This is a genomic window from Streptomyces sp. NPDC047315 (assembly GCF_040643215.1).
GTDB lineage: Bacteria > Actinomycetota > Actinomycetes > Streptomycetales > Streptomycetaceae > Streptomyces.
The window spans coordinates 14,204-26,946 of record NZ_JBEYTZ010000024.1 but is presented as its reverse complement, the minus strand read 5'-3'; the positions used below and the strand labels follow the sequence as shown (position 1 = coordinate 26,946).

Below are 12,743 nucleotides of genomic sequence, written 5' to 3'. Positions count from 1 at the left end.
GGCCGCGGCACGCTCACAGGACGAACGCGGGGCTCCCGTCGTCCGTGACGATGGCACGGTCCGCGCCCTCCCAGGCCAGCATGCCGCCGTCGACGTTCACCGCGTCGATGCCCTGCTGCACCAGGTACTGCGTCACCTGGGCGGAACGGCCGCCCACCCGGCACATCACGAACGCCCGTCGACCGTCGGCCACGGCGTCGGTCACCTCGCCGAAGCGGGCCACGAAGTCGCTCATCGGTACGTGCAGGGCGCCCTCCACGTGGCCGGCCCGCCACTCGTCGTCCTCCCGGACGTCCAGCACCAGGGCGTCGGCCGGCACCTGGTCAGCAGCCACCGAGGGCAACGGGGCGAAGCTCATGGCACACGCCTCCTCTCGTCTCGTTCCGTCTGTTCCGGTCTCGTCACGCCGCACTCGTCGCACGACGCTCCGCACGCCGCACTCGTCGCGCAACGCTCTTCGCACAACGCTTTTCGCACAACGGTGCCGCCCGTCGGGCGGCACCGGAAGAACCTACTGCAGGAGCCCGGCCAGTTCCCGCTCCCGCTCGGCGACCTGCGCCAACAGCTGCTCCGCGATCTCCTCCAGCAGCCGGTCCGGGTCGTCCGGCGCCATCCGGAGCATCGCGCCGATCGCGCTCTCCTCCAGCTCCCGGGCGTGCGCGCCCAGCATCTCGCGGCGCTGCGACAGCCACTCCAGCCGCGCGTACAGCTCCTCGGCCGCGCTGAACCGGTGCTCCGGCGGCACCGGCCCGGCGTCCCACTCCTGCGCCAGCTCGCGCAGCTGCTCGGCGTCGCCGAGGGCGTACGCGGCGTTCACCCGGGTGATGAACTCCTCGCGCCGGGCCCGCTCCGTCTCGTCCTGCGCCAGGTCCGGATGCGCCCGGCGGGCCAGCTCGCGATAGAGCCGGCGGGCCTCCTCGCTCGGCCGCACCCGCTTGGGCGCGCGCACCTGGCGGCCCGTGAGCATCGCGGCGGCCTCGGGGGAGATGCCGTCGGAGTCCATCCAGTCGTGGAACAGCTCCTCCACGCCCGGCATCGGCATCACGGCCGCCCGCGCCTCCTGCGCCCGGCGCACGTCCTCCGGGTCACCGGTGCGCGCCGCCCGCGCCTCCGCGATCTGCGCGTCCAGTTCGTCGAGCCGGGCGTACATCGGGCCGAGCTTCTGGTGGTGCAGCCGGGAGAAGTTCTCCACCTCCACCCGGAAGGTCTCCAGCGCGATCTCGAACTCGATCAGGGCGTGCTCGGCCGCGTACACCGCCTTCTCCAGACGGGCCTCCGGCCGCTCCTGCGCGTCCGGCCCTCCGCCGTCCACGGGCGTCCCCCCGCCCTGGACGGGCGTCTCCGCGTCGTGGCCGGGGGTCGCTTCGTCGTTCCGGGTCATCGGTCCACCGGGTGGGTCCTGGGTCACCCGCCCAGCCTACGGGCGCACCGGGGCCGCCCGTCACACCCCCAGCTCGGCGGTGATCCGCCCCTTCTTGATCGCCGTCAGCAGGTCGTCGTGATCGGCTTCCGTACGGTCCGCGTAGCGCACCGCGAAGGCGGCCACGGCCTCGTCCAGCTCCTCGCTCTTGCCGCAGTAGCCGGCGAGCAGTCGGGGGTCGGCACTGTGGGAGTGCGCCCGGGCCAGCAGCGCGCCCGTCATCCGCCCGTAGTCGTCGAGCTGCTCGGGGGTGAGCTCGGCGGGGTCCACGCTGCCCTTGCGGTTGCGGAACTGCCGCACCTGGAAGGGGCGCCCTCCGACGGTCGTCCAGCCCAGCAGGATGTCGCTGACCACCTGCATCCGCTTCTGTCCCAGCACCACCCGACGGCCCTCGTGCGCCACCCGGGCCGCCGGGAAGCCGGCCGCCGCCAGGTGCGGGAGCAGCGCGGACGCCCGCGCCTCCTTCACCTGGAGCACCAGCGGGTCGCCCCGGTGGTCGAGCAGCAGCACCACGTACGAACGGGTGCCGACGCTGCCGGTCCCCACCACCCGGAACGCCACGTCGTGGATCGCGTACCGGGCGAGCAGCGGCAGTCGGTCCTCCGCCACCGTGGTCAGGTACTCCGCCAGCGACGCGGCCACCGCCGCGGCCTCCGCGTCCGGTACGCGCCGCAGCACCGGCGGGGCGTCCACGAACCGCCGCCCCTCGCCCACGGCGTCCGTCACGGCCTCGGTCGCCTTCGCCGCGAAGCGGGCACTGGTGTTGTTCCGCGCCTTCTGCGACACCCGCTCCAAGGTGCCGGCCAGGTCCCGGGCGTCCGTGTGGGAGACCAGCTCCTCGTCCGCGATGGCGTTCCACGCGTCCAGCGCGGGCAGCTTCGCCAACAGGCGCATGGTGCGCCGGTAGGCGCCCACGGCGTCGAAGGCGGCGGCACGGCACGTCAGCTCGTCCGCGCCGCCGACGCGGCCGGCGAGCACCAGCGAAGCGGCGAGCCGCTTGAGGTCCCACTCCCAGGGCCCCGCCACGGTCTCGTCGAAGTCGTTGAGATCGATCACGAGCCCGCCCCGGGCGTCGCCGTACAGACCGAAGTTCGCCGCGTGCGCGTCGCCGCACAGCTGGGCACGGACCCCGGTGACCGGGGTGCCGACCAGGTCGTGGGCCATCAGCCCGGCGGCGCCGCGGAGGAACGCGAAGGGGGAGGCGGCCATCCTGCCCACCCGGATCGGCGTCAGCTCCGGCACCCGGCCGCGGCTGGACTCCTCCACGGCCCGGACGGCGTCGGGACGGCCGACCGCCAGGACCAGGGAGTCGTGGGAGGACCTCGGGACGCGGTCCCGCAGCGCCTTGCCCTGCTGCTTGGGACCCTGACCGCCCGCGGCACCGGCAGTCCGTTCACCGCTGCGCGGTGCGAACCCCGGCACCACCGGAATCCGTCTGCCGCCCGCCGGTATCTCCGTCTCGACCTCGCCCATCGCGCGCCGCCTCCCCCGCTCCGTACGGCTCGAGCCGCTGTCAGCCCGCCGACCGTGTCGTCCGTCCCCCGACGGTACCCCTCACCCCGGCAAACGCCACCTCTGGTACACCCGGCGCACCTCGGGCACACACCCCAACTCGCGGTGTTTCACGTGAAACAGACAGCCGTGTGCACAGACAGCCGTGTGCACAGACAGCCCGTACGCAGACAGCCCCACGAACGGGCGGCCCGGCAATCGGACAGCTCGGCCTTCTCGATCGGGTCGAGCTTCCCTATCGGGTCGACCTTCCCCATCGGGCTCAGCCCTCCGGGCCCAGCCCCGCGTCCCGCGCCAGCAGCGCCGCCTGCACACGGTTGTCGCACTCCAACTTGGCCAGGATCCGGCTCACGTACGTCTTCACCGTGGCCTCGCTCATGTGCAGCCGTCTGCCCGCGTCGGCGTTGGACAGCCCTTCGCCGAGGAGCGCCAGCACGTCCTGCTCCCGCCCGCTCAGCTGGGCGATCCGCGCCCGCGCCTGCTCACCGCGGGCCGCCGCCCGGCCGGTGGCCAGCTGGTCGACGACGTGCCGGGTCGCGCCGGGGGAGAGGTACGCGTCACCGGAGACCGCGGCCCGTACGGCGCCGATCAGCTCCGCCGGCGCGGTGTCCTTCAGGAGGAAGCCCGCACCGCCCGACTCCAGCGCGCGCAACACGTTCTCCCGCTCTCCGAAGGTGGTCAGGATGATCACCTTGGTCGCGGGGGTCACCTGGCGCAGCTCCCCCATGGCCGTGAGCCCGTCCATCACGGGCATCTGGATGTCCAGCAACACCACGTCGGCCTTGTGGGACCGGGCCGCCTCGACGGCCTCCCGGCCGTTCGACGCCTCGGCCACCACTTCGATCTCCCGGTCGGACGTGAGGATCATTCGGATCCCGGCCCTGATCAAGGGCTCGTCATCCGCAATGACGACCCGGATCCGCGCCCCCGCCATAGCCACCCTCACACTCGCCGTGTCCGTCCGGACCGTCCGGTCCGGGCCACCAGTTTGCCGGCCCCGGCCGGCGATCCCCAACAAGGGGCGCTCCAGCAGCCGGTGCGACGGCCCGCCGGGCGAGGGTTCGGGGGTCAGAAGTCGACCACGACCTCGTACGAGGTCTTCTCGATCAGCTTGCCGTCCTTGAAGCAGAACCGGAACACCGGCTCCTTCTCCCACGTGCTGCCGATCTCCTCGGACATCACCACCAGGCAGTCGGCGCCCTCGGGCTTCTTCGGCTCCCCCTCGCGCCCCTTGATGTCGGAGGCCCAGAGGGAGTCCTCCTCCGGCAGCCGGCCGCGGACCTCGTCCTCCGGCGTGCCGATCTCTATCTCCTCGTACTCGGACTGGGTGACCATGGAGTCGTCGAGCGACGTGAACAGGAAGTACCCGCCGACCACGGTCAAGGCGGTCAGCAGCACCACCACGGCCAGCGAGATCCCGCAGCCGATCCCGACGCCCCCCGCCCGGCTGCCCTGCCTACCGACCCCGTGCATCTCGCCCATCCTCGGCCCCTGTCCCGCGACGTACCAGTTCATGACCGGAACACCATGGGGCTGGGGCGGGGGCGGGGGCTGCCGGGGAAAGTCGTCGGGCACGGCGACGAAAGGCGCCGCTTCGGCCACCCCGTACGGCAGCACCCCGGCCACCCGGAAGCCGCCGTCGTCGGTGGTCCCGGCGTGCACGATCCCGCCGACGAGCCGCGCCCGCTCCCGCAGTCCGGTCAGCCCCTGGCCGCCGCTGACGACCTCGCCGGCCGCGCCCTCCGCCGGCGGACCGTTGACGATCTCCACGACGAGCGAGTCCGGCTCGTACCGCAGCTCCACCTCGATCCACGCCCCGGGGGCGTGCTTGTACGCATTGGTCAGCGACTCCTGCACGATGCGGTACGCCGCGTGGTCAGCCGCCGCGGCCAGCGGGCGCCGCTCGCCGGTGGAGCGCAGCCCCACCCGGGTGCCGGCGCCCCGCGCGGTCTCCACCAGCGCCTGGACGCCGGCCGTGCCCCGCGCCGCCCGTCCCGACTCGTCGACCGGCGCGACGGCGGGCTCGACCCCGTCCCGCAGGATGCCGACGACCTCCCGCAGCTCGTGCATGGCACCGACGGAAGCGTTCCGCAGCACCCCGACGGCCTCCCGCTGGCGGTCGGTCAGCTCCGGGTCCACCTCCAGCGCACCGGTGTGCACGGCGATCAGCGCGAGCTGGTGGCCCAGGCTGTCGTGCATGTCCTGGGCGATCCGCTGCCGCTCCAGCAGCCGGGCCTGGTCCGCCACCATCTGGCGCTCCCACAGCAGTTGCGCATTGCGCTCCTGGAGGGCGTGCAGCAGGGTCCGGCGCTGGCTGAAGTAGCGGCTGGCGAGCCCGGGCACGACCGCGATCGGCAGGAACGTGAGCGTGGACAGCACCACCGCGAGCACCGGGACGTTGGAGCTGTCCGACAGCAGCAGGGCGGTGCCGCTGTAGGCGACGTACGTCGCGGTGAACGCGAGGAGCGCGTGTCCGGACCGCTCGATCCGCCGCCCCGCCGACCAGGCCAGCGGCACCACGACGAAGGAGTAGCCGGGCATCGCGCCGGCGAGGGCGCCGATGGCCACCAGCACGGGCACGGGGAGCCGACGCCGCAGCAGGGCGAGCACGAAGACGCCGAGGGGCGCCGTGACCATCAGCCACGGCCACACGTCGGCCGCCCACCCGATCACCGCCGTGAGGGCGCCCAGCGCCAGGGCGAACAACAGCTCGCGCATCGGGCCGCGGCGCATCAGGGGGAGCACGCCCTGGCGCGGCGACGGGGGATCGGGCGCCATCAGCCAGCCCCAGGCCCGCCGCACCGCCACACCGCTCGTCATCACCACGTTCACAACCGCACCCTAGGCACCCGGGCCCGACGCCCTCGCCCCACTTTCGTCCCCGCCGCCCACGACGAACGTCGCGCCACGGCACCGCCGGACCACCGGGCCGACCCGGCACCGGCGCCGCTTGAGACACTCGTCACACCGGCGCCCGGAGGCCGCGCCCGGAGCTCGTCCGGACACAGCGGAACGGGCGGATCGCTTGAAGCGATCCGCCCGTTCCGTATGGTGCGCGAGGGGGGAGTTGAACCCCCACGCCCTTTCGGGCACTGGAACCTGAATCCAGCGCGTCTGCCTATTCCGCCACCCGCGCATTGGGTGTTGTCGTTGGGCTCTCCCACCTTCCGGTGCGTTTGCCTGGCGACATCCAGAAGATTAGCACGCTGCGCAGGGTGGATTCACATCGCTTGACGAGCGGGACCGGAGCGGGACCGGAGCGGGGCCGGGACCGTGCACACGAAGGCGCGCACGCACAAGAGCGACGCGCAAGGGCATGCGAACACAAGGGCAGCCGCCCGCGGAGTCGAAGGTGACGAAGGGGACGACGCGACGCCGCGCGGCTGACCGACCTCTGGGCCGACCCCGGACCGGCCGCGAACCGGCCGCGGGTGGACGCCACCCCGGAAGCGGATCAGAAAGCGGAAGCGGATACGAAGACCCGGCTTCCGGGCACGTATCGGACAGCCGGCTCCGGGCAGGTGCCCGGACAGGTGGCCGCGGGCCCGCGGGCGTCCTCGTGGACGGCGTTCGCCCCCGTTCCGCACCGGTCCCCCCGGGGTGCGGGACACTGGCACGAGGCCGCCTCTACGATCCGTGTGAGAGGTGACACTCATCGACGGGGAAGACAAGGGGAACCAGCCGATTTCCCGACGCGTGGATACGATCAGTAAGCAGTATCAGGACGGCAGCCACGGAGGAGGTGCCCGATGGGAGTACTGAAGCGGTTCGAGCAGCGTCTCGAAGGTCTGGTCAACGGCACCTTCGCCAAGGTGTTCAAGTCCGAGGTCCAGCCCGTCGAGATCGCCGGCGCTCTCCAGCGCGAGTGCGACAACAACGCGACGATCTGGAACCGCGACCGGACCGTCGTCCCCAACGACTTCATCGTCGAGCTGAGCGCGCCCGACTTCGAGCGCCTGAGCCCCTACTCGGGGCAGCTCGGCGACGAGCTCGCGGGACTGGTGCGGGACTACGCCAAGCAGCAGCGCTACACCTTCATGGGCCCGATCAAGGTCCACTTGGAGAAGGCGGACGACCTCGACACCGGTCTGTACCGGGTGCGCAGCCGCACCCTGGCGTCGAGCAGTTCGCAGACGCCCGGCGGGCCGGGCGGACCGAGCGCGGGTGGACCGGGCGGACCCGGCGGCCAGGGCGGCTACGGCCAGCCGTCCCGCGGCGCCGCCGGCGGACCGCCCCCCGGCGCACCCCCCATGCCTTCCTCACCGCCGCCGGGCGCCCGCCCCGGCCTCGCCGCCGTTGGCGGCACCCAGCGACCGGGCACGAGTCCCGGCCCGCTGCCCGGCGCACAGCTGCGCCGCTGGATCGAGATCAACGGCACCCGCCACCAGATCTCCCGTCCGACGCTGGTGCTCGGCCGCAGCACCGACGCAGACGTGCGGATCGACGACCCCGGCGTGTCCCGCCGGCACTGCGAGATCCGGACCGGAACGCCCTCGACGATCCAGGATCTCGGGTCCACCAACGGCATCGTGGTAGACGGGCAGCACACCACCCGCGCTACGCTCCGCGACGGCTCGCGGATCGTCGTGGGCAGCACCACAATCGTTTACCGGCAAGCCGAAGGGTGAAGCGGGGGCAATGTCAGAGCTGACCCTGACGGTCATGCGGCTGGGTTTCCTGGCCGTTCTGTGGCTGTTCGTCATCGTGGCCGTCCAGGTCATCCGCAGCGACCTGTTCGGGACGCGCGTCACGCAGCGCGGTTCGCGCCGCGGCGGCGACACGCGTCCGCAGCCGCGCCAGCAGGCGGCCACGCCGCCGCCGCAGCGCCAACAACAGCAGCAGCGGCAGTCGTCGAACGGCCGCCAGCGGCGCGGAGCGCCCACCAAACTGATCGTCTCGGAGGGGACCCTCACCGGCACGACGGTGGCGCTCCAGGGCCAGACGATCACGCTGGGCCGGGCCCACGACTCCACGATCGTGCTGGACGACGACTACGCGTCCAGCCGGCATGCCAGGATCTACCCGGACCGTGACGGCCAGTGGATCGTCGAGGACCTCGGGTCCACCAACGGCACGTATCTCGACCGGACCCGACTCACCACCCCGACCCCGATTCCGCTGGGCGCGCCGATCCGCATCGGCAAGACCGTCATCGAGCTGCGGAAGTAGTAGGACTAATGACAGCGCGCGAGCGGAGCGAGCGAGCCGTAGCGGTCCCGACAGCGGACCGGTGGGGGCTCCCGACCGGAGGGTGGGCAGTGTGGCTCCACGAGACCGGGTGTACCCCGACGCACACCAAACGGGGCAGGTGCACATGAGTCTGTCCCTGCGGTTCGCCGCCGGATCGCACAAGGGCATGATCCGCGAGGGCAACGAGGACTCCGGCTACGCCGGACCCCGACTGCTCGCGATCGCCGACGGCATGGGGGGCCAGGCCGCGGGCGAGGTCGCCTCGTCCGAGGTCATCTCCGCCCTCGTCACGCTCGACGACGACGTCCCCGGCTCCGACATCCTCACCTCCCTCGGCACGGCCGTGCAGCGCGCCAACGAACAGTTGCGGCTGATGGTCGAGGAGGACCCTCAGCTCGAAGGCATGGGCACCACGCTCACCGCCCTGCTGTGGACCGGCCAGCGGCTCGGACTCGTCCACGTCGGCGACTCCCGCGCCTATCTGCTGCGCGACGGGGTGCTCACCCAGATCACCCAGGACCACACCTGGGTGCAGCGGCTGGTCGACGAGGGCCGGATCACCGAAGAGGAGGCCACCACCCATCCGCAGCGCTCGCTGCTGATGCGTGCGCTCGGCAGCGGCGACCACGTGGAGCCGGACCTCTCCATCCGCGAGGTCCGCGCCGGCGACCGCTACCTGGTCTGCTCCGACGGCCTGTCCGGCGTCGTCTCCCACCAGACGATGGAGGAGACCCTCGCCAGCTACCAGGGCCCGCAGGACACCGTCCAGAACCTGATCCAGCTCGCGCTGCGCGGCGGCGGTCCGGACAACATCACCTGCATCGTCGCCGACGTGCTCGACGCCGAGTCCAACGACGGGCTGGCCGGGCAGATCAGCGACACCCCGGTCGTGGTCGGCGCCGTCGCCGAACACCAGTACCCCCTGAACGACGGCGGGGCCATGCAGACGCCCGCCGGCCGCGCCTCCGGGCTCGGCCGCCCCGCCCCCCAGCAGGGCGGCTTCGGCCCGCCCGGCAGCGGCGACGGCGGCGGCTACGACGGCCCGGCGCCGGACGCCGGCTACAACGCCTACGCTGACGCCACCGACGGCGACGACGCCTTCACCAAGCCCCGCTCCGCCGGCCGCGCCTGGCTGAAGGGCTCGATCTTCACCGTGCTGGCGCTGGCCGTGGTCGGCGCCGGCCTCTACGGCGGCTACCGCTGGACGCAGACGCAGTACTACGTCGGCACCAACGACGGCCACGTCGCGCTCTACCGGGGCATCAGCCAGGACCTGGCGTGGATCTCGCTCTCGAAGGTGGAGAAGGACCACCCCGAGATCGAACTCAAGTACCTACCGCCCTACCAGCGCAAGCAGGTCGAGGGCACCATCACCCAGGACAGCCTGGACCGGGCGCGTACGAAGATCACCGAGCTGTCCGCACAGGCCACGGCGTGCAAGAAGGTCGAGGAGCGCCGCAAGGCCGCCGAGGTCATCGCCGCCCAGGAACGTGCGAAGGCCGACGAGAACGCCGCCGGCAAGAACGACAAGAACGACAAGAACGAAAAGCCGTCCACGCCTTCTCCCTCCCCGGGCCCCACGCTTTCGGAAGAGGAGCAGAAGCTCGCCTCGAACTGCGGAAAGCAGTAGTCAGCCGTAGGGGGCCTTCTCGACCATGAGCGTTGTCACCAACACCACCACGATCGGCGCGATCGACGCACCAAGCCGCCGCAACACCGAGCTGATGCTGCTCGGCCTCGCGGTCGCCATCGCGGTGTTCGCGTACGTCAACGTGGGACTCGCCCTCGACGGCAAGCTGCCCGCCGGCGTCTTCGGCTACGGGCTCGGGATCACGCTGCTCGCCGCCGTCGCCCACCTGGTGGTGCGGAAGTTCGCCAAGTACGCGGACCCGCTGCTGCTCCCGCTCGCTGTGCTGCTGAACGGCCTCGGACTGGTGATGATCTGGCGGCTCGACCAGTCGCCGCGACTGATCGCCCGCGCCGAAGCCGCCTGGGGTTCGTTCTCCCCCGACGCGCCCAAGCAGATGATGTACTCCGCGATCGGCATCGCGCTCTTCGTCGGCGTGCTCCTGCTGCTGAAGGACCACCGGATCCTCCAGCGCTACACCTACATCTCCATGGCGGCGGCGCTGGTGCTGCTGGTGCTGCCGATGTTCTTCCCGGCCCGCAACGGCGCCCGGATCTGGATCAGCCTCGGCCCGATCAACATCCAGCCCGGCGAGTTCGCGAAGATCATCATCGCGGTCTTCTTCTCCGGCTACCTGATGGTGAAGCGGGACGCCCTGGCCCTCGCCAGCCGGCGCTTCCTCGGCCTCTACCTGCCGCGCGGCCGTGACCTCGGCCCGATCCTCGTGGTCTGGGCGATGTCGATCCTGATCCTGGTCTTCGAGACCGACCTCGGCACCTCGCTGCTGTTCTTCGGCATGTTCGTGATCATGCTGTACGTGGCCACGGAACGGACCAGCTGGATCGTCTTCGGCCTGCTGATGTCCGCGGCGGGCGCGGTCGGCGTCGCCTCCGTCTCCCCCCACGTCGGCGCCCGCGTCGACGCCTGGCTCGACCCCTTCGGCTGCTACGACGACAGCGGCGCCTGCACGCAGATCTCCAACGCGCTGATGTCCTTCGGCGCCGGCGGCACCCTGGGCACCGGCCTCGGCCAGGGCAACTCCGACCTGATCGGCTTCGCCGCGAACTCCGACTTCATCCTCTCCACCGTCGGCGAGGAGTTCGGCCTCGCCGGCATGATGGCCTTCCTGATGCTCTACGGGCTGATCGTGGAGCGCGGCGTGCGCACCGCGCTGGCCGCCCGCGACCCCTTCGGCAAGCTGCTCGCCATCGGCCTCTCGGGCGCCTTCGCCATCCAGGTGTTCGTCGTCGCCGGCGGCGTGATGGGCCTGATCCCGCTGACCGGCATGACGATGCCGTTCGTCGCGGCCGGCGGCTCGTCCGTGATCGCCAACTGGGCCCTGATCGCCATCCTGATCCGGATCAGCGACACCGCGCGCCGCCCGGCTCCCGCGCCCGCTCCGTCCCCCGACGCCGAGATGACCCAGGTGGTCCGCCCGTGAACAAGCCACTGCGCCGGATCGCGATCTTCTGCGGCTTGCTCGTGCTCGCCCTGCTGGTGCGCGCCAACTGGCTCCAGTACGTGGACGCCGACGAGCTGAACACCAACGACCGCAACCGCCGCGTACTGATCGACCGGTACGCGTACGAGCGCGGCAACATCATCGTGGACGGCAAGCCGATCACCGGCTCGGTGAAGACGGACCACACGGACTTCGCTTACAAGCGCACCTACGTCAACGGCCCCATGTGGTCCCCGGTGACCGGGTACGCCTCCCAGGTGTTCGGCGCCAACCAGATCGAGAAGCTTGAGGACGGCATCCTCAGCGGCAACTCGGACCAGCTCTTCTTCGACCGCACGATGTCGATGTTCACCGGCGACGAGAAGAAGGGCGGCAACGTCGTCACGACCCTGAGCGGCGCCGCCCAGAAGGCCGCCTTCGAGGGGCTGGGCTCCAAGAAGGGCGCCGTCGCCGCGATGGACCCCAAGACCGGCAAGGTCCTCGCGCTCGCCTCCACTCCTTCGTACGACCCCTCCTCCTTCGCCGGCAGCGCGAAGGAGGACGAGAAGGCGTGGGCCACGCTGTCCGCCAAGGACAACAAGAACAAGCCCATGCTGAACCGGGCGCTGCGCGAGGTCTACCCGCCCGGCTCCACGTTCAAGGTGGTCACCGCGGCGGCGGCGCTGGAGCACGGCAAGGTCAAGGACATCAACGACCCCACCGACACGCCCCAGCCGTACATCCTGCCGAACACCCGCACCGAGATGAAGAACATGTCGGGCGGCTGCGAGAACGCGACGCTGATGTTCGCGCTCCAGATCTCCTGCAACTCCGTCTTCGCCAAGCTCGGCGACGACGTCGGCCGGGACAAGATGCTGGAGACGGCGGAGAAGTTCGGCTTCAACGACGCCGAGCTGGACACTCCGGTGCGGGCGGCGAAGTCCCGCTACAACGAGACCATGGACCGGCCGGGCAACGCCCTGTCGTCCATCGGCCAGTTCGACACCGCCACCACCCCGCTCCAGATGGCGATGGTGGCCGCCGCGATCGCCAACGACGGCAAGCTGATGAAGCCGTACATGGTCGACCAGCTCGTGGCGCCCAATCTCGACGTGATCTCCAAGACCAAGCCGCAGGAGATGAGCCGACCGCTCTCCGGCGAGAACGCCCAACTGCTCCAGCAGATGATGGAGAACGTCGTCGAGAAGGGCGGCGGCAAGAACGCGGCGCTCGGCGGCGGCGTCAAGGTCGGCGGCAAGACCGGTACCGCCCAGCACGGTGAGAACAACGCCAAGAACCCGTACGCGTGGTTCATCTCGTACGCCAAGACGGGCGACGGCTCCCCCGTCGCGGTCGCCGTGGTCGTCGAGGACAGCGGTGCCGAGCGCGAGAACATCTCGGGCGGCGGCCTCGCCGCCCCGATCGCCAAGGCCGTGATGAAGGCGGTCGTGGACAGCAAGCGATGACCGGCCGGCCCCCGCACCCGCGGGGCGTGACGCAGCTCACCCCCGTCCTCGGAACCTGCACATCGGTATACCGGTCGGATATCAGGT

At 71.4% G+C, this 12,743-nt stretch carries 10 protein-coding genes and 1 tRNA gene; 5 read left to right on the top strand and 6 right to left on the bottom strand.

Annotated features, from left to right (window positions below; genetic code table 11):
- Positions 1-13: 13 nt before the first annotated feature.
- The 6 genes from ABZ842_RS25845 to ABZ842_RS25820 form a co-directional block, all read right to left on the bottom strand.
- Positions 14-358: a rhodanese-like domain-containing protein gene (locus ABZ842_RS25845; RefSeq protein WP_361541185.1), complete on the bottom strand. Its 345-nt coding sequence runs from the start codon at positions 356-358 to the stop codon at positions 14-16.
- Between the two features lie 153 nt (positions 359-511).
- Positions 512-1,408: a hypothetical protein gene (locus ABZ842_RS25840; protein WP_361541182.1), complete on the bottom strand. Its 897-nt coding sequence runs from the start codon at positions 1,406-1,408 to the stop codon at positions 512-514.
- 33 nt (positions 1,409-1,441) lie between these two features.
- Positions 1,442-2,893 (bottom strand): DUF2252 domain-containing protein, encoded by a 1,452-nt coding sequence (locus ABZ842_RS25835; protein ID WP_361541179.1) that lies wholly within the window; start codon positions 2,891-2,893, stop codon positions 1,442-1,444.
- A 301-nt stretch (positions 2,894-3,194) separates the two neighbouring features.
- A complete protein-coding gene (locus ABZ842_RS25830; protein ID WP_361541514.1) occupies positions 3,195-3,866 on the bottom strand; it encodes a response regulator transcription factor in 672 nt (223 codons plus the stop codon).
- Positions 3,867-4,000: 134 nt separating this feature from the next.
- Positions 4,001-5,752 (bottom strand): histidine kinase, encoded by a 1,752-nt coding sequence (locus ABZ842_RS25825; protein WP_361541511.1) that lies wholly within the window; start codon positions 5,750-5,752, stop codon positions 4,001-4,003.
- Between the two features lie 229 nt (positions 5,753-5,981).
- Positions 5,982-6,068, bottom strand: a tRNA-Leu gene (locus ABZ842_RS25820).
- A gap of 613 nt (positions 6,069-6,681) precedes the next feature.
- Between ABZ842_RS25820 and ABZ842_RS25815 the strand changes: the two genes are divergently transcribed.
- The 5 genes from ABZ842_RS25815 (at position 6,682) to ABZ842_RS25795 (ending at position 12,656) form a co-directional block, all read left to right on the top strand.
- Positions 6,682-7,560, top strand: a complete 879-nt coding sequence (locus ABZ842_RS25815; protein WP_361541176.1) for a DUF3662 and FHA domain-containing protein — start codon at positions 6,682-6,684, stop codon at positions 7,558-7,560.
- 10 nt (positions 7,561-7,570) lie between these two features.
- Entirely contained in the window at positions 7,571-8,101 is a 531-nt protein-coding gene (locus ABZ842_RS25810) for an FHA domain-containing protein (RefSeq protein WP_361541173.1), read from the top strand.
- 145 nt (positions 8,102-8,246) lie between these two features.
- Positions 8,247-9,752 (top strand): PP2C family serine/threonine-protein phosphatase, encoded by a 1,506-nt coding sequence (locus tag ABZ842_RS25805; RefSeq protein WP_361541170.1) that lies wholly within the window; start codon positions 8,247-8,249, stop codon positions 9,750-9,752.
- A gap of 25 nt (positions 9,753-9,777) precedes the next feature.
- Positions 9,778-11,190 carry an FtsW/RodA/SpoVE family cell cycle protein gene (locus ABZ842_RS25800; RefSeq protein WP_361541167.1) on the top strand — a complete coding sequence of 471 codons (1,413 nt, stop codon included), beginning with the start codon at positions 9,778-9,780 and terminating at the stop codon, positions 11,188-11,190.
- Positions 11,187-12,656, top strand: a complete 1,470-nt coding sequence (locus ABZ842_RS25795) for a penicillin-binding transpeptidase domain-containing protein (RefSeq protein ID WP_361541164.1) — start codon at positions 11,187-11,189, stop codon at positions 12,654-12,656. Before ABZ842_RS25800 ends, ABZ842_RS25795 begins: the two co-directional genes overlap by 4 nt.
- The last annotated feature ends 87 nt before the right edge of the window (positions 12,657-12,743 follow it).